The sequence below is a fragment of the Arthrobacter sp. NPDC058288 genome, from assembly GCF_042880995.1.
Taxonomy (GTDB): Bacteria; Actinomycetota; Actinomycetes; order Actinomycetales; family Micrococcaceae; genus Arthrobacter.
On record NZ_JBHVYH010000011.1, the window covers coordinates 32612 to 50274 of the forward strand.

A 17663-nucleotide genomic window follows, 5' to 3' on the forward strand; every position below is an offset into this window, starting at 1 on the left:
AGGAAGGCACTCAATGGGACCCATCGTTGATCTCGTCGCAGATCTCGGAGAAGGCTTCGGCGCCTACTCAATGGGCGACGACGCGGCCCTGCTCGAAGTGGTTTCCAGCGCCAACATCGCCTGCGGCTTCCATGCCGGGGACCCGGACATCATGCACGCGACCGTGGCCGAATGCGTCCGCCGCGGCGTCAGCATCGGGGCGCACCCGAGCTTCCCCGACCTCCGCGGCTTCGGCCGCCGCGCCATGGACCTGACCGCGGACGAGGTCCGCAACGACGTCGTCTACCAGTTCGGCGCACTGAGCGCCTTCGCCGCCTATCACGGCGCCGGCGTCGCCCACCTTGCACCGCACGGCCGCCTCGGGAACCTCGTGGCCACCCGCGCCGACTATGCCGACGCAGTGGCCGACGCCGCCGCCCGTATCAACCCGGACCTCATCGTCCTGGCCCAGGACGGCGAGTTGGCCACCGCGGCGGCCGCGCGGCGGCTCCCGGTGGCCATCGTGGGCATCGCAGACCGCGCCTACGAGGCGGACGGCACACTGGTGCCGCGCAGCCGCCCCGGCGCCGTCATCCATGATCCTTCGGCCATCGTGGACCGCACCGTCCGGATGGTCTGCGAAGGGCTTATTTCCACCGTGGCAGGCACCGACCTGCCCATCGCCGCCGACACGGTCCTGTTGCACGGCGACACCCCTGGCGCGGTGAAGCTGGCCCGGCAGGTACGCGCCGAACTCGAAAGTGCCGGAGTGACGATTGCCCCGCTGGCACAGGTCCTTGGCGCCAAAGTGAAGACCGCCTGACATGGCAGCCACCCCAATCCCAACTCCGGTGGAGGTTTACGAATCAGGGGACGCCTCACTGCGCGTCGTCGCTTCCTCTCCGGACACCGAAGCCAACTGGACCACCGTGCATGCCCTCGCCGAATGGCTTGAGGAAGCCGGCGCCGACGGCGTCCACGGCGCTGTGCCGACGTACGACTCACTGCTCGTGGAATTCGACCCCGGGGTCACCTCGGCACGCCAGGTCCGAGCCTTTGTACTGATGGGCCTGCGCCAGCTCGATTTCATCGGTGCGCCGTCCCGGGCTCCCCGCACGTTCGAGGTCCCCGTGGTCTACGGCGGGGAGTACGGTCCGGACCTGGAGCGGGTTGCCGCCCATGAGCAGCTGTCGATCCAGGAGGTTATTGCCCTCCATACGGCCAAGTCCTACGTGATCCGCTGCCTCGGTGCCCCGGCCGGCTCGCCCATGATGGACGGGCCCGATTTCCCGCTTCCGGTCCCGCGGCTGAAGGACCCCCGCCTGTCCGTCCCGGCAGGTGCCGTTTCCGTTGCGGGCCGTCAGGCAGTCATCGCCCCGGCGGCGGCACCCGGCGGATGGTGCGTCATCGGCCAGACACCCCTGGCCGTTCTCGACGCCGCCAGCGAACCGCTCGTCCCGTATGTTCCCGGCGACGTGGTCAGGTTCCACCAGATCCAGCCCGAAGAGTTCGCCAGCCTCGCCGGCTTGAAACTGGAGGCGGCACGATGAACGGCTCGTTGATCATCCAGCAGCCCGGCAACTCGGTGGTCACCGACCTGGGGCGCTTCCGGGGACCCCGGTTCGGGCTGCCCGTGAACGGCGCCCTGGACCAGTTCTCCGCCCGCGCAGCGAACATCCTCGCCGCCAACGCCGACAACGCACCGCTGCTGGAGGTCACCGCCCTGGACTTCCGGATGCGCGCCACCACCGACATCCTCATCGCCGTCACCGGAGCACCCCTGCACCTCACGGTGGGCGGGCGCGAATGCCCGCAGTGGGAACCGGTGTCCGTCCGGGCCGGTGAAACGGTGGCGCTGCGCCGGATCACCGGCGGCCTGCGGGCCTACGTTGCCGTTCACGGCTCGGTGGAGGCGCCCGTCCTTCTCGGCAGCTGCGCCCCGGACACCGTCGTCGGATTCGGCCTGCGGCTGTCAGAAGGCACCGAACTGAAGACCTCACGAAGCGTCGGACCGATCCGGCAGCCGTACTTCGACCTGCCGCTGTTCCGGCTGGGTCTGACCCGGCCCGAATTCAGCAGCCGGGCGGTTGTGGAAGTCACGGACGGCCCGGACGTGGACGAGTTCGGGGATACCGCCGACCTTCTCTACAACACCGAGTACACCGTCAGCGGCCGGAGCAACCACATCGGCCTGCGCCTCGGCGGCGCGCTTCCCGAACGCCAGTCCACAGCGGAAGTGCTGTCCCGCGGCGTTCCGGTGGGGGCTATCGAAGTGCCGTCCCGGGAGGAACTCCTGGTGCTGCACCGCGGACGCGGAGTCACCGCCGGCTATCCCGTGCTCGCGGTGGTCACCAGCCGCTCACTGGACGTCCTTGCCCAGGCAAGGCCCGGGCACACCATAACTTTCCGCAAGACCACCGTCCCGGAAGCAACAGCCAAGCATCGGGCCGCGCTGCGGGAACTGGAAACCCTCCGGTCCACAGTCAGCACCGTCTTCTCCCTCCTGGGCATCGGCAGGCAGCCCGGCTGGCCGGAACTCGTACCGGCAGCAGGCAGCTGAGAAACACCGATGGCCCCGTCTTTTCGCACAAGATTTAGGTTAGGAATGAACATGTCAACATCAATGCGCGAGACCACCCCGCAGCAGGACCGGCTCAGTGCCAGGCAAACCCGGAAAGTCATTACCGCCGGGTGCGTGGGGATTTTCGTCGAACTCTACGACAACGGCATCTTCGCTTTCATGGCCGGCACCCTTGCCCTCGTCTTCCTGGCACCCGGCAACCCGGACAACGCCCTGTTGTTCGTCTTTGCGGGATACGCCGTATCATTCTTCGTGCGGCCGCTCGGCGCCGTGGTCTGCGGCTACCTGGGCGACCGGATCGGGCGGCAGAAGCTCCTGGTCTTCGTCATCCTGCTGATCAGCGTTGCGACGGCGGGCATCGGCCTGCTGCCCGCCTACGCGGCCATCGGCGTCGCGGCCCCCGTGCTCCTGGTGTTGCTCCGCATGCTGCAGGGCTTCTCCGTTGGCGGAGAAGCCGCCGGCGCCATGACCTTCCTCGCCGAGCACGCACCCGAAGGCAAGCGCGGCGTGATCACGTCCTACGCCCAGATCGCCTCCTTCGCCGCCCTGCTCACCGGCACGCTCGTCGCGTTCTCCATGTCTCCTTGGCTCACCCAGGCAGCGATTGACGGCGGCGGCTTCGGCGCGTTCGCCTGGCGCATCCCGTTCCTGGTGGCCATCCCCATGGGCATCATTGGCTGGTACATCCGCAAGGCGATCAGCGACACCCCCAACTTTGAAAAGCTCAAGGAAGAAGGCGGGCTGTCCGAGAACCCGCTGAAGGAAGCGTTTGCCTCGGCCGAACACCGCCGGGCAATGCTGCTGGCCCTCTTCATCCCGCTCATGAACGGCTCCGGCTACTACGTCCTGTTCTCTTACATGCCCACTTTCCTCAAGGGCAAGCAGCTCAACTTCACCATCGGCGAAGCCCTCCTGGTCACTGCCTGCAGCCTGGTGGTCATCTGCATCGCTATCCCCTTCATGGGCGCCCTCTCGGACCGCGTCGGCCGCAAAAAAGTCATCGCCGGCTCCGCGATCGCCATGGCCGTCCTCGGCATTCCCTCCTACGCGCTCATCGCCACCGGCCAGATGGCACTGGCCATCCTCGGCGCCTGCATCATGGCCGTCGTCTTCGCCGGCCACACCGCAGTGATCCACATCCTGATCGTGGAACTCTTCCCCACCCGGGTCCGCTACTCGGCCTACGGACTGGGCTACAACATCTCGTCGGCACTCTTCGGAGGCACGGCACCGCTGCTGATGACCTGGCTGATCTCATCCACCGGCAACATCTACATGCCAGCGTTCTATGCCGTCATCACTGCGCTGGGCACCCTTGCCGCCGTCAGCACGGTCAAGGACCGGGCGCACCTGCCGCTCCGCGACGCCTGACCACCCGCTTCATCACTGCACCTGCATTACTGCACCGCAATCCACCAGGAGACTTCCATGCCTTTTTCAGATTATTCAACTGCCGTCGTCACCGGTGCTTCCACCGGAATGGGCGCCGCGATCGCCGAACGCCTTACCAAGCGCGGACTCACCGTCCATGCCCTCGCCCGCAACGAGGACCGCCTGAAGGAACTGGCGGACAAGACCGGCGCAGTCCCGCACGTCGTCGACCTGACCGACACCGCGGCGCTGGCCGCCGTCGTCGGTGATCTTGAGGTGGACGTCCTGGTGAACTGTGCCGGTGTATCCCGGCCGGGCAACATCCTGGACTCCAGCGAGGGCGACATCGACGAACTCATTGACGTGAACCTGCGCGGCCTGCTCCAGCTGACCAGGCTGGTGCTGCCGGGCATGGTGGAACGGGACCGCGGGCACGTCATCAACATCAGCTCCATCGCGGGCCTCTATAACTTCTATGGCCACACCGTTTACCACGCGACCAAGGCAGCGGTCCACCAGGTATCCCGGCAGTTGCGCAACGACACCGTGGGCAAGCGCATCCGAGTCACCGAGATCTGCCCGGGCCGGGTGGAAACGGAGATCTTCGGCCGCAACATGGGCGGCACTCCGGAAGCCATGGAAGAGGCGTGGAAGACGTACTACGAGGGCTACGAATCGCTGACCACGGACGACATCGTCAACGCGATGGACTACGCGATCGAAACGCCCAGGCACGTGAACGTGGGCATGCTCGAACTCATGCCCACCTTCCAGGTCCCCGGCGGCCTCACCTTCGACCGGCGCTAACCGCCCGCGCCCGCTTCATTACTCCCCACGATTGATAGGTTCTTCGATGCAAACAGTCCGCACCGTCAGCTTCCCCGACCCGAAACTGCTGGCCGATCTCTCACCCCTGCCCGAAGGGCTGAGGGGAGTGGTGTGGGACCTGAAGACGGATCCCGACGGCGGGACGCCGGGTGAGATCGACGGCGTCATCCTCCCGTACATCGACGCGTCCGCCGTACTGGGTTCCCTTGCCAAGGTCGACGACCTGAAGTTCGTGCAGACGCAGTCCACCGGCTACGACGGCGTCATCGAGGCTGCCGGGCCGGCGGCCGGCGTGGCCAACGCCTCCGGCGTCCACGCCGCGGCCACCGCCGAACTGGCCGTGGGACTGATCCTTGCGAAGCTGCGCGGCATCGACCAGGCGGTCCGGGACCAGCAGTACGGCCTGTGGCGGCCGGAGCGGCGCCAATCCCTGGCGGACCGGCGCGTGCTGCTGGTGGGAGTCGGCGGGATCGGGCACGAAATCTCCCGTCGCCTGGAACCCTTCGAAGTCACTGTCACCCGGGTGGGCAGTGCAGCCCGCACTGACGAACACGGCGAGGTGCACGCCTCCGCGGACCTGCCCGCGCTCGCCGCCACGCACGACATCCTGGTCACGGTGCTGCCCCTGAACCCGCAGACCCACCAGTTGATCGGCGAAGAGGTCCTCGCCGCCCTCCCGGACGGCGCACTTGTGGTGAACGTGGGCCGCGGCTCCGTGGTGGACACGGCTGCCCTGACCAAGGAAGTCCTGTCCGGCCGCCTGCAGTGCGCGCTCGACGTCGTTGATCCCGAGCCGCTGCCCCAGGACCACCCGCTGTGGTCCACTCCGAACGCCCTGATCACCCCTCACATCGGCGGCAATGCATCGGCGTTCCAGCCGAGGATCCTGAAGCTCCTGCGGCAGCAGCTTGAAGCCCTTGCGGCGGGACAGGCTCCCGCCAACCTGGTGCAGGCCGGTCCTTTCGCATGAATGCACTTTTTGACCTGACGGGGCGTGTTGCCCTGGTGACGGGTTCGAGCCGGGGGATCGGCAATGCCCTGGCGCGGGCGCTGGCGGACGCCGGCGCGACGGTGGTGCTGAACGGCATCAATCCTGAACGGCTGAAAGCTGCTGAGGCTGCGATGGCCGCGGAGTATGCGCCGGGGCGGGTGCACAGTTGCGCGTTCGATGTCACCAGCGATACTGAGGCTGCGCGGGGTGTTGCGTGGGTGGAGGAGAACGTGGGGCCGCTGGAGATCCTGGTGAACAATGCCGGGATCCAGCACCGGGTGCCGATGCTGGATTTGGATGTCGCGGACTGGGAGCGGGTGATTTCCACGGACCTGACGAGCGCGTTTTTGGTGGGGCGGGAAGCGGCGCGGCACATGATTCCGCGCGGGCGGGGGAAGATCATCAACATCTGTTCGGTGCAGGCCGATCTCGCCCGCCCGACCATCGCCCCGTATATCGCGGCGAAGGGCGGGCTGCGGAACCTGACCCGGGCCATGACCGCGGAGTGGGCGGCCTCGGGCCTGCAGATCAACGGGATCGCCCCGGGCTACATCCATACCGAGATGACGCAGAACCTGGTCGATGACGAGGACTTCAACGCCTGGATCCTGGGCCGGACCCCGGCGAACCGGTGGGGGACGGTGCAGGACCTGGCCGGGCCCGCGGTGTGGCTGGCCTCGGACGGTTCGGACTTCGTGAACGGCCAGACCATCTTCATCGACGGCGGAATGACGGTGGTGGTCTGATGTCGATGTCACCGGAGTCCGTCAGCGCAGCCCTTCCCGTCGGAGCCCTTCCCGTCTCGGGCCCGGCGGTTGTTGCCCATGCCGCGGGCGATCTGCGGATCGACGACGTGCCTGTCCCGGCCCCGGCTGCCGGTGAAGCGGTGGTGGAAGTGGCATTCGGCGGCATCTGCGGCTCGGACCTGCACTACTGGCTGCACGGTGCGGCCGGTGAATCGATCCTGAAGGCGCCCCTGGTTCTGGGCCACGAGATTTCCGGGACCGTGGTCCGCGCCGCGGCGGACGGCACCGGCCCGGCCGCGGGGACCGCCGTCGCCGTTCATCCGGCCACACCCGGACCCGGCGCGGCGCGGTATCCGGCGGACCGGCCCAACCTGTCCCCGGGCTGCACCTATCTGGGCAGCGCCGCCCGTTACCCGCACACCGACGGGGCGTTCAGCCGGTACGTGAACCTGCCGGTACGGATGCTGCGCGCGCTGCCGGAGGGACTTAGCCTGCGCACGGCCGCGCTGATCGAGCCCGCCTCCGTGGCATGGCACGCGGTGTCCCGCGCCGGGGACGTCGCCGGGAAGACTGCCCTGGTGATCGGCAGCGGCCCCATCGGCGCGCTGGCCGTCGCGGTCCTGAAACGGGCCGGCGCGGCCCGGATCGTGGCCGTGGACATGCATCCCAAGCCGTTGGAGATCGCTGCGGCCGTGGGCGCGGACGAGGTCCTCGCCGCCGGCGACGCGGAAGCGATCGCCGCCGTCGAGGCCGACGTCGTGATTGAATCCTCCGGCAACCACCACGGACTGGCATCAGCCATCCAGGGCGCGACCCGCGGCGGCACGGTGGTGATGGTGGGCCTGCTGCCCACCGGGCCCCAGCCCGTCCTGATCTCCCTGGCCATCACGCGCGAACTGGAGCTCAAGGGTTCCTTCCGCTTCAACGACGAGATCGACGACGTCATCGCGGCCCTCGCCGACGGCACCCTGCAGATCGATCCGGTGATTACGCATGAGTACCCGGTGGAGGCAGCCCTCGAGGCGTTCGGCGTCGCCCGGAACTCCGCCGAATCCGGCAAGGTGCTCCTGAGCTTCGGGGCCGCAGCGTGACCGCCAGGTCTAGTACCTAGGCCGGGCCGCGCAGGCGTTCCATTTCGCGGCGGTCCTTCTTGGTGGGCCGCCCGGTTCCGCGGTCGCGCTGCGGAAGACCGAGTGCGGGCGCCACCGGCCTGGGCGGGGTGTGGTCGGTGAAGCAGTGTGCGGCTGCCTCGGCGCCCACTCGTTTGGCGATCAGCCGCCGGACCTCAAGGATCCGTTCGTAACCCGGCTGGCGGACCCGGACGGTGTCGCCCGGAACCAGCGACTGCGAGGCCTTGGCGGGGTTTCCGTTGAGCCGGACGTGCCCGGCCCGGCAGGCGGCAGTGGCCGCAGAGCGGGTCTTGTAGGCACGGATGGCCCACAGCCAGGCATCAATACGGACTGTGGCGGGGGCTGACGGAAGGCTGCTCATGACTGCAGCCGAGTATAGCGGGACGCGATCGTCCAGCGACCGTCCAGCAGCAGGCGTGACCTATCCTTCGCAATCCTTGCAGTACTTCATTCCGTCCTTTTCGCGGGCCAGCTGGCTGCGGTGATGGACCAGGAAGCACGACATGCAGGTGAACTCGTCTTTCTGGACAGGGATGACCTGCACCAGGAGTTCCTCATGGGACAGGTCAGCTCCCGGGAGCTCGAAGGAGTCGGCAAGGTCGGACTCGTCCACGTCGATCTGGGACGTTTGCGTAGCAGAGCGCTCTGGCTTGAGAACGTCGGCCGCTTCGTTTGCCTCGTCCTCGGTGGACACCCTGGGCGCGTCGTAGTCGGTTGCCATGAGCCGGTCTCTCCCTGGAGAAGACGAAGACGGCGTCTGTGTACCGTCCGAAGAAAACACATCTTAGCCACTCCGGCGGGAACATAAAAGGGCTTCCGCTGCGGCACCAAACGTCAGCGGACGACGGCGGGAAGTCCCGTCGTCGTCCGCTGGGGGAGGAGGTCAGCTTTGTACCCGCTGCCGGTAATGCCGCGGGGTTTCCCCGGCATCGTTGAGGAAATGCCGGTTGAAGTTGGACAGGTTGGAGAAGCCGACTTCGTAGCAGATCTCGGAAATTGCTTTGTCGCTGCGCTCCAGCAGGCGCCGTGCGTGCGCCAGCCGGAGCTTGCGGACCAGGTCGCTGAAGTTCTGCCCGGTGGCGCGCTTGAAGTATTTCGAGAAGGTGGGCTCAGGCATTCCCACCAGGGCTGCGGCCTCGGACATCTTGACGTTTCCGGCGTGGTTGCTGAACACGTACTCCAGGATGATGTCCACCACGGCCGCGGCCTGGCCGTCCAGCTGCGGCCGGAACCACTCATCGGCAAGATACCGCCGCTCTTCCGCAGGTGCATGGGCAAGGACAGCAAACAGTTCAAAGAGGTGATGAAGCCGTTCCAGTCCGGAGGAGGTGCCCATCGCCTCAATGGACGCGGCAGCCTTCCCGGCGGAGCGGCCCAGGAACTCAATCCCGCGTGCGGACTGTTCCAGCAGGGGCTTGACCTCCGCCATCTCCGGGACCAGGGCCGCGGTCTGCTCGACCCATTTTCCGTCGAACTGGATGACGGCGTCCCGGTTCGCCAGCACTTCGCCTGGCTCAAGGTCGCTGACCCAGTCGTGCGGCAGGCCGGAGCCGACCAGGGACACGTGGCCTGCCTCGAAGGTGCCGATGTGGTCTCCCACGATGAACTTCCCGGTGCCCTTCCGGATCAGGTGGATCTCGTACTCGGGATGGTAGTTCCACCGGGCCACGGGGCTGGGGTAGTCGTGCTGGTGCCAACGGACCGAGTGGTTGGGATCGGGCGGGATGACCTCCCTGTTGGCCCGCATCCCCAGCAGCCTTTCGGCCAGCCTGGCGGTGGCTCCGTCGGTGGGGTCGGCGGCACTCATGGTGGTTCTCCATGGGATCGGTGGTTATGAAAAATGGACGGCGGGCAGGAGCCTTTCCCCTAGGTTAGCCCCTGCCGGAGGCGAACAGCCGGGAACCGTCGGGAAAATAAGTATCAGAAACTGGCAACCAGGGCGCTAGTTGTGCGCTACCGCACACGCCTAAAGTTGAGGAACATCAGCGCGGCACCACGGATACCCGATGGCAGGCCCCGCCCCGGTCCGATACCTCGACGCAGCAGTCGAAGTACAGCGGCTGCACCCCCTGAAGTACAAAGGAGTCCTTAATGCGCCCAAAAACCCGCGTTGCCGCTTTGGCAGCTGGCGCCCTGTGCGTCGCCCTGAGCGCCACGGCCTGTGCCGGTGCTGGCGGAGGCAATTCCGCTGGTGACCCGAACAGCATCAACGTCCTGATGGTGAACAACCCCCAGATGGAGGACCTCCAGCGGCTCACCGCGGAGAATTTCACCAAGGAGACCGGCGTCAAGGTCAACTACACGATCCTGCCCGAGAACGACGTCCGCGCCAAGATCAGCCAGGAGTTCTCCAGCCAGGCCGGCCAGTACGACGTTGCCTCCCTGTCCAACTACGAGATTCCGTTCTATTCCGCCAACGGCTGGCTCGCACCGCTGGACAACGTGGCCAAGGACCCCGGGTTCAACCAGGAGGACATCCTGCCGGCCTACACGGCATCCCTCACCGGCAGGGACAGCAAGCTCTACGGTGAACCATTTTACGGCGAATCGTCCTTCCTGATGTACCGGAAGGACATATTGGACGCCAAGGGCCTGAGCATGCCGGAGAAGCCCACTTGGGACGAGGTGGCTGACATCGCGGCAAAGGTGGACGGCGCGGCCCCGGGAATGAAGGGTATCTGCCTGCGTGGACAGCCCGGCTGGGGCCAGGTCTTCGCGCCGCTGACCACCGTGGTGAACACCTTCGGCGGCACCTGGTTCGACAAGGACTGGAACGCCCAGGTCAACAGCCCGGAATTCACCGCAGCCACCGAGTTCTACACCAAACTGGTCCGCGAGCACGGTGAATTGGGCGCCGCCCAGGCCGGCTTCACCGAGTGCCTGAACAACATGAGCCAGAGCAAGGTGGCCATGTGGTACGACGCCACCTCCGCCGCCGGGGCACTGGAAGCCGCGGCGTCACCCGTCAAGGGGAAGATCGGCTACGCCCAGGCCCCCGTGAAGGAAACCAAGTCCTCCGGCTGGTTGTGGACCTGGTCCTGGGCCGTGCAGGCCGCCTCCAAGAAGCAGGATGCCGCCGGGAAGTTCATCGCCTGGGCCAGTTCCAAAGAGTACGAGGAACTCGTGGCGTCCAAGCTCGGCTGGGCGAAGGTCCCCTCCGGCAAGCGCATCTCCACCTACGAGAATGCCGAATTCCAGAAGGCAGCCCCGTTCTTCGAGGCCGAACGCTTCGCCATTGAAAACGCCGACCCGAAGAACCCCGGCGCCCAGGAGCGGCCCGCCGTCGGCATCCAGTTCGTGGGCATTCCGGAGTTCGCTGCGCTGGGCACCAACGTCTCACAGGGTGTCAGTTCCGTCATCGCCGGCCAGGGTTCTGTGGCTGACGCGCTGGCCAAGGGCCAGGAAGCCGCCCAAAAAATCGGCAATAAGTACAAGTAGCACCAACCAAACCGCAGGAGAATCCCATGACTACCGCAACGGCGCGTATCTCCCGATCGGGACACACCGCAGCCAAACCATCCAGGAACGCCAAGTCGCGTGAACGCGCCCTGGCCTGGGCACGGCGCGCGCCGCTGCTCCCGGCCCTGGTCTTCCTCATCGTCGTCACCCAGCTCCCGTTCGTGGTGACGCTGATCATCTCGTTCCTGAACTGGAACAGCCTCAGCCCGGACAAGACGGCATTCGCCGGCCTGGAAAACTACATCACGGTCCTCACCGACCCGGACCTGCGCCAGGCGATCTTCACCACCATCCTCCTTACCGTCGCCGTCGTCCTGGCGAGCCTGCTCATCGGCCTGGGCCTGGCGCTGCTGCTGGACAAGAAGTTCATTGGCCGCGGACTGGCACGCACCTTGCTGATCGCGCCGTTCCTGGTGGTCCCCGTGGCCGCCGCCCTCATCTGGAAGCATGCTCTCCTCAACCCCGCGTACGGGCTGATCAACGGCATCCTGACCTGGATCTGGTCCCTCTTCGGCAGCGTCACGCCGCCCCAGCTGGACCTGCTCTCCCAGGCACCCCTGATGGCGGTCATCGTCTCCCTGGTCTGGCAATGGACCCCGTTTATGATGCTCATCCTGCTCGCCGGCCTGCAGTCACGGCCCATGGACACCGTGGAAGCGGCCCAGATGGACGGCGCCACGTCGTGGGCGATCTTCCGGCACCTCACGCTGCCGCACCTGCGCCAGTACCTGGAGCTCGGCGGCCTGCTCGGCGCGATCTACATCGTGCAGAACTTCGACGCCGTCTTCACCCTCACCGCAGGGGGACTGGGCACGGCGAACCTGCCGTACGCCATCTACCAGACGTTCTATTTCGCCAACGAATACGGCCTGGCATCAGCCGCCGGCGTCGTGGTGGTCATCGGCACCATCATCGTGGCGACCTTCGCACTCCGCACCGTCTTTTCACTCTTCAAGAAGGAGGCAGCACGATGAGCACCCTCACCCCGGCCGCACCCAGTAAATCCCTTTCCGGACCGACCGCCCTGAACGCCGGTTCACGCCGGCGCGGCAAATCCCGGATGGACCCCACCCGCAACAACACCGCCGCCGGCTTCGCGGCCTGGCTGCTCGCCCTGCTCTTCGCCGCCCCGGTCGTGTGGATGATCCTCACGTCCTTCCACTCCGAAACGGACGCGGCCACCAACCCGCCGTCGATCGCCGCGAACCTGACCCTGGACGCCTACAAGGAGTTCTTCGGGGAAACGTCCGGCGTCAGCCCGTGGCCTTCCCTGATCAACTCCGCCACCGCCTCCATCCTGTCCACGGTCCTCGTCCTGGTCCTGGCCATCCCCGCGGCCTACGCCCTGTCCATCCGGCCGGTGAAGAAGTGGACCGACGTGATGTTCTTCTTCCTCTCCACCAAGATGATGCCCGTGGTGGCCGCGATCCTGCCGCTCTACCTCTTCGCCCGGACCGTCGGAGCCCTGGACAACATCTGGTTCCTGATCCTGATGTACACCTCCATGAACCTCCCCATCGCGGTCTGGATGATGCGCTCATTCCTTGCAGAAGTACCGGTGGAAATGCTGGAAGCCGCCCAGATCGACGGCGCCAACCTTCTGCTGACCCTCCGCAAGATCATCGCCCCCGTTGCGATGCCCGGCATCGCCGCGACCGCCCTGATCTGCTTCATCTTCAGCTGGAATGAACTGCTCCTGGCCCGGGTCCTGACCGGTGTGGTGGCAGGCACCGCCCCGGTCTTCCTGACAGGCTTCGTCTCGGGCCAGGGCCTCTTCCTCGCCAAGGTCTGCGCCGCAGCCGTCGTCATTTCGCTCCCGGTGCTGTTCGCCGGCTTTGCCGCCCAGGACAAGCTCGTCCAGGGACTCTCCCTCGGCGCCGTGAAATAGCCCGCCGTCCCTTCGATTCCCAGAGGATTACCCAGATGACAACACCAACCGCCCAGTCCGTCTCGCAGGGGCACGCCCAATTGCCCGCCACCATGCGTGCCGCCATCCTCAAGCGCCAGGGCGACATGGCCCTGGAGACCCTGCCCGTCCCGCAGCTCGACGCCGACCAGGTCCTGGTCCAGGTCGCCGCCGTCGGCGTCTGCGGCAGCGACGTCCACTACTACGAGCACGGCCGGATCGGCCCCTACGTGGTGGACCACGCGCTGATCCTGGGCCACGAACTCTCCGGCCGGATCGCCGCCGTCGGCAGTTCCGTTGACCCTGCCCGCGTCGGCCAGCGGGTCGCCGTCGAACCCCAGCGCCCCTGCCGCACCTGCAAGCAGTGCAAGGCCGGCCGCTACAACCTGTGCCCGGACATCGAGTTCTACGCCACCCCGCCGATCGACGGCGCGTTCGCCGAATACGTGACCATCCAGAGCGACTTCGCCTACGACATCCCGGACAGCGTCAGCGATGAGGCGGCGGCCCTGATCGAACCCCTCTCGGTAGGGCTCTGGGCCTGCGAACGTGCCGAGATCAAGCCGGGCAGCCGGGTCCTGATCGCCGGTGCCGGTCCGATCGGCATCATCGCCGCCCAAGCCGCCCGTGCGTTCGGCGCCACCGAAATCTATATCAGCGACATCGCCGAAGACCGGCTCGCGTTCGCCCTGGAACACGGGGCAACCCACGCGCTGAACGCGAAGACGGACAGCGCGGAGGGACTCGACGTCGATGCCTTCATTGACGCTTCCGGCGCACCCCAGGCTGTCCGGTCCGGCATCAAGGCCGTGGGGCCGGCCGGGCGGGTCATCCTTGTGGGGCTCGGGGCTGGCGACGTCGAACTCCCCGTCTCGTACATCCAGAACCGGGAGATCTGGCTCTCCGGAGTGTTCCGCTACACCAACACCTGGCCGCTGGCCATCCAGCTGATCGCCGACGGGAAAGTGGACCTGGACATCCTGGTGACCGGCAGGTTCGCCCTCGCCGACTCCGAGGAGGCGCTCAAGGCCGGCAAGCAGCCCGGGCAGCTCAAAGCCGTGGTCTACCCGGGCCGCTGACCATGATCACCGTCATTGGCGAATCCCTCGTCGACATCATCAGCGACCCGCGCCGGTCGGGCTCCACCCACGCAGGGCCCACCCGGGAACACCCGGGCGGGAGCCCGCTTAACGTGTCGGTGGGGGTTGCCCGGCTCGGCCCGGCGACGAACCTCGTGACGCACTACGCCGATGACCGGTACGGGCTCATGATCGAAGAGCACCTGCACTCCAACGGAGTCGCGGTGATCAGGGGCGGCAGCGCACCAACGTCAACCGCGACCGCCACGCTCAATCCTGGCGGCGCAGCGACGTACGTCTTCGACATCAGCTGGGACATCAACGGGGCGTCGCTTCCTGCCCTGGCCGCCGTCGAGGGGTCCGTCCACGTCCACACGGGGTCGATCGCAGCTGTGCTCCCGCCGGGGGACCAGGCCACGCTTGCCCTCGTGAAGGCGGCCCGGGAGAACGCGACCGTCAGCTATGACCCGAACTGCCGGCCGGGGATCAGTCCCGATGTGGCGGCGGCACGCGCGCAGGCGGAAGCCTTCGTGGCCGCCAGCGACGTGGTCAAGGCCAGCGATGAGGACCTGTCCTGGCTCTACCCGGACAGGTCGCCGGAGGAGTCGCTGGCAGCCTGGCTCGAGTCCGGACCGTCCCTAGTGGCCCTCACTCGCGGCGCGGACGGTCCGGTTCTCATGACCCGGAGCGGCAGCGTGGAACTGGCCGCCGAACCCATCACGGTGGCGGACACCGTCGGGGCCGGAGACTCGTTCATGGCCGGTCTTATCTGCGGCCTCGCCCAGCTGGACGCGCTGGGTGCTCCCGCACGGTCACGCCTGCAGGACATCACCCCGGGTGAACTGCACGCCCTGGCCGTCTATGCGAACAGGTCCGCTGCCATCACCTGTTCACGGCCGGGCGCCAATCCGCCCACGTCAGCAGAACTGGGTTCCTTGACCGGCTCCCTCACTGCATCGGAAGGTTAGCTACGACCGCACCGGCCTGACCGCCGGGATCGTCCACTTCGGCGTGGGCGGATTCCACCGCGCCCATCAGGCCATGAACCTGGACCGGCTGATGAACGCCGGCAAGGCTCACGACTGGGCCGTCTGCGGCGTCGGCGTCCTGCCCGGCGATGCCCGCATGAAGCAGGTGATGGACAGCCAAGGCTGCCTGTACACCCTGGTGGTGAAGAACCCGGACGGAACCCGGGAAGGGCGGGTCATCGGTTCGATCATCGAGTACCTCTTCGCTGACAGTCACCGAGGGCGGCTACAACTTCCACCATGTCACGGGCGACTCCGACGCCGGCAACCCTGACGTGGTCCACGACCTCCAACCCGGAGCTGCACCCAGGACGACCTTCGGACTCGTCACCGAAGCGCTCGCCAGCATGGTGGACCGCATCACCTCCGTAACCACCGACGCCGACCGTGAGGCAATCGCCGAGGAATTCGACGTCGAGGACGCGTGGCCCGTGGTGTGTGAACCGTTCGAACAGTGGGTCCTTGAGGACCAGCTAGGCCCACGAGGTGGCCCAGGACAGTTTGTTCGCGCAATTCCTGCTGGATTACATGGACAAGGAAGCCACCCCGACGCTCCAGCCCGTCCCCGGCATCGACCTTGACGCCTACAAGCGGACTCTCATTGAGCGGTTCTCCAACGAGCATGTGCCGGACACCCTGGCCAGGCTATGCGCGGAAAGTTCGGACCGGATCCCCAAATGGCTGGTCCCGGTGATCCGCATTAACCTCGAAAAGGGCGGGGAGATCCGCCGGGCCGCGGCGATCGTTGCCAGCTGGGCCAGGTATGACGAGGGAACCGACGAACAGGGAAACCCCATCGACGTTGTCGACCGGTTGAAAGAGCCTCTCATGGCGGCCGCCGCCCGGCAGCGCGATGAACCGCTCGCGTTTATCTCCAACCGTGAAGTCTTCGGCGATTTGGTGGACAACCCTGTCTTCGTTGCCACCTACCTCCGGGCACTGGGCGATCTCCACCGCGCCGGTGCCCGGGGAACGCTGGAATCCCTGCGGTCCCGTTCGTAGGTCAACGCAAACGGACGACGGCGGGAGGTCCCGCCGTCGTCATTACGTTCGTGGTGGAATGAAGTGGCATCTCAACCTTCGGCTCAGCACTGCTGTCACTGTGCTGTCCGCGCAGGACCCCGGCCGGCGAATGGGTTCAGAAGGCGTCGGCCTCCGAATTGAGATCCCGGTCGCGGGTTTCCGGAGCGAAGAATCCGGCCACCCATCCGATCGCGGCGTAGATCATCAGGATGCCGGCGACCGGGACCCAGCCCGGCCCGGTAGCAGCAACGACGGCGGCGGCCATAATGGGCCCCAGCCCGCCGGAAAGGACGGCGCCAATCTCCTTGACTGTCGTCATAAAGGAGAAGCGGCGCTTGGACCCGAACATCTCCACCAACCAAGTGGACTCCACGCCGTACATGTTAGGCAGCGGACCGCCGACGAAGATGACGAAGACGAGGGCCACCAGCACGGGGTTCCGGGTTTCAATCATCAGCATCGCGGGGATGGTGAAGGCGAACTGGAAGCCGGAGAGCCAGAGCCAGACCCTGCGCCGGCCGAACCGGTCCGTGAGCTTGCCGGTCAGCAGAACTGTGGCGACGCCCAGGATCGAGCCGAGCGTCACGCCGGTCGTGACCAGGTTGGCGTCCATTTTCACCACTGACACCGTCCAGCCGATAAGGAAGCCCTTGACGAGGTAGACCGAGCCGTTCTCACCGAGCTTGATGCCCAGTGAGACCAGGAATGACTTCTTGGCGTCCGCCGCGTCACGCCAGACGCTTTGCTGCCTGGTCTCGGCGCGCGCCGCCTCGCGCCGGGCCTTGACCGCCTCGAAGACCGGCGATTCGCTGATGCTGCGCCGCAGGTACAGCGCCACCAGGGTGGTGCCCACGCTCAGCAGGAAGGGAATGCGCCACCCCCAGGCAAGGAATTCTTCCTTCGGCATCTGCGATAGCAGCAGCCACAGGCCGCTGGCCAGAAGCACACCGGTCGCTGTCCCCAGTGCCACCACAGCGCCGTAGAAACCGCGTTTGCCGATGGGGGCGGATTCAACCAGCAGCAGCGAGGCCCCGGACAATTCGGCGCCCGCACCGAAGCCCTGGATGAGCCGCAGAAGCACGAGGAGGATGGGGGCGACAATGCCGATCTGGGCGAAAGTGGGGAGCAGACCCATCCCCAGGGTGGCGATCCCCATCATCCCGACGGTAATGACCAGAACAGTTTTCCGCCCGTACTTGTCCCCGAGATAGCCGAAGTAGATCCCGCCCAGAGGCCTGACAAGGAACCCGGAACCGAAGGCGGCAAAGCTGGCCATCAGTGCCATGGCCGGGTCTGTGTTGGGGAAGAAGAGCGGTCCGAAGACCAGCGCTGCTGCCAGCGTGTAGAGCGTGAAATCCATGTACTCCAAGGCAGAGCCCAGGAAGGATGAGATCGAGGTGCGGCGCAGTTCGGCCGGTGACACTTCCGGATGCAGGGCAGTGCCCTGAGTGCTCGCCTCGGCGTATTTCAGGTTTGGGTTTTCAGTGACCACGGAGTTTCTCCTCGTGAAGAGCCTGCACGCAGGCTCGGCCGTAACGTCGT

At 66.5% G+C, this 17663-nt stretch carries 17 protein-coding genes and 1 pseudogene; 14 read left to right on the top strand and 4 right to left on the bottom strand.

Going from position 1 to position 17663, the window contains the following annotated elements; genetic code table 11:
- Positions 1-13 precede the first annotated feature (13 nt).
- The 8 genes from ACFVWT_RS21255 to ACFVWT_RS21290 are packed head-to-tail and all read left to right on the top strand — an operon-like array spanning position 14 to position 7587.
- A complete protein-coding gene (locus tag ACFVWT_RS21255) occupies positions 14-802 on the top strand; it encodes a LamB/YcsF family protein (RefSeq protein ID WP_390251410.1) in 789 nt (262 codons plus the stop codon).
- A 1-nt stretch (position 803) separates the two neighbouring features.
- Complete coding sequence (locus tag ACFVWT_RS21260) at positions 804-1529, top strand: allophanate hydrolase subunit 1 (protein ID WP_390251412.1); 726 nt, start codon at positions 804-806, stop codon at positions 1527-1529.
- Positions 1526-2539, top strand: coding sequence for a biotin-dependent carboxyltransferase family protein (locus ACFVWT_RS21265; RefSeq protein WP_390251414.1), 1014 nt, complete (start codon positions 1526-1528; stop codon positions 2537-2539). The genes ACFVWT_RS21260 and ACFVWT_RS21265 overlap by 4 nt, the downstream gene beginning before the upstream one ends.
- 51 nt (positions 2540-2590) lie before the next feature.
- Entirely contained in the window at positions 2591-3931 is a 1341-nt protein-coding gene (locus tag ACFVWT_RS21270) for an MFS transporter (RefSeq protein WP_390251416.1), read from the top strand.
- A 57-nt stretch (positions 3932-3988) separates the two neighbouring features.
- The gene (locus tag ACFVWT_RS21275; protein ID WP_390251418.1) at positions 3989-4738 is read left to right on the top strand and encodes an SDR family oxidoreductase; all 750 of its coding nucleotides are present in this window, start codon (positions 3989-3991) and stop codon (positions 4736-4738) included.
- Between the two features lie 46 nt (positions 4739-4784).
- Positions 4785-5729, top strand: a complete 945-nt coding sequence (locus ACFVWT_RS21280; protein WP_390251420.1) for a 2-hydroxyacid dehydrogenase — start codon at positions 4785-4787, stop codon at positions 5727-5729.
- Complete coding sequence (locus tag ACFVWT_RS21285) at positions 5726-6496, top strand: SDR family oxidoreductase (protein ID WP_390251422.1); 771 nt, start codon at positions 5726-5728, stop codon at positions 6494-6496. The genes ACFVWT_RS21280 and ACFVWT_RS21285 overlap by 4 nt, the downstream gene beginning before the upstream one ends.
- A complete protein-coding gene (locus tag ACFVWT_RS21290) occupies positions 6496-7587 on the top strand; it encodes an L-idonate 5-dehydrogenase (protein WP_390251424.1) in 1092 nt (363 codons plus the stop codon). The genes ACFVWT_RS21285 and ACFVWT_RS21290 overlap by 1 nt, the downstream gene beginning before the upstream one ends.
- Before the next feature lie 16 nt (positions 7588-7603).
- Here ACFVWT_RS21290 and ACFVWT_RS21295 read toward each other — a convergent pair whose 3' ends face one another.
- From ACFVWT_RS21295 to ACFVWT_RS21305, 3 genes are all read right to left on the bottom strand, one after another.
- A complete protein-coding gene (locus ACFVWT_RS21295) occupies positions 7604-7987 on the bottom strand; it encodes an RNA-binding S4 domain-containing protein (RefSeq protein WP_011693407.1) in 384 nt (127 codons plus the stop codon).
- Between the two features lie 60 nt (positions 7988-8047).
- On the bottom strand, positions 8048-8347 hold the full coding sequence (locus tag ACFVWT_RS21300; protein WP_390251426.1) for a DUF4193 domain-containing protein: 300 nt from the start codon (positions 8345-8347) through the stop codon (positions 8048-8050).
- A gap of 162 nt (positions 8348-8509) precedes the next feature.
- Entirely contained in the window at positions 8510-9433 is a 924-nt protein-coding gene (locus tag ACFVWT_RS21305; protein WP_390251428.1) for an AraC family transcriptional regulator, read from the bottom strand.
- 284 nt (positions 9434-9717) lie between these two features.
- On the opposite strand from ACFVWT_RS21305, the gene ACFVWT_RS21310 reads away from it, so the two are divergent.
- From ACFVWT_RS21310 to ACFVWT_RS21335, 6 genes and pseudogenes are all read left to right on the top strand, one after another.
- A complete protein-coding gene (locus ACFVWT_RS21310) occupies positions 9718-11064 on the top strand; it encodes an ABC transporter substrate-binding protein (RefSeq protein WP_390251430.1) in 1347 nt (448 codons plus the stop codon).
- 26 nt (positions 11065-11090) lie between these two features.
- On the top strand, positions 11091-12059 hold the full coding sequence (locus tag ACFVWT_RS21315) for a carbohydrate ABC transporter permease (RefSeq protein ID WP_390251432.1): 969 nt from the start codon (positions 11091-11093) through the stop codon (positions 12057-12059).
- Entirely contained in the window at positions 12056-12973 is a 918-nt protein-coding gene (locus tag ACFVWT_RS21320; protein ID WP_390251434.1) for a carbohydrate ABC transporter permease, read from the top strand. The genes ACFVWT_RS21315 and ACFVWT_RS21320 overlap by 4 nt, the downstream gene beginning before the upstream one ends.
- Before the next feature lie 35 nt (positions 12974-13008).
- Positions 13009-14070 (top strand): NAD(P)-dependent alcohol dehydrogenase, encoded by a 1062-nt coding sequence (locus ACFVWT_RS21325; protein WP_390251436.1) that lies wholly within the window; start codon positions 13009-13011, stop codon positions 14068-14070.
- A 2-nt stretch (positions 14071-14072) separates the two neighbouring features.
- Positions 14073-15038: a carbohydrate kinase gene (locus ACFVWT_RS21330; RefSeq protein WP_390251438.1), complete on the top strand. Its 966-nt coding sequence runs from the start codon at positions 14073-14075 to the stop codon at positions 15036-15038.
- Between the two features lie 28 nt (positions 15039-15066).
- Positions 15067-16100: pseudogene (locus ACFVWT_RS21335) on the top strand (mannitol dehydrogenase family protein).
- 136 nt (positions 16101-16236) lie between these two features.
- Here ACFVWT_RS21335 and ACFVWT_RS21340 read toward each other — a convergent pair.
- A complete protein-coding gene (locus ACFVWT_RS21340; protein ID WP_390251440.1) occupies positions 16237-17613 on the bottom strand; it encodes an MFS transporter in 1377 nt (458 codons plus the stop codon).
- Between the last annotated feature and the right edge of the window lie 50 nt (positions 17614-17663).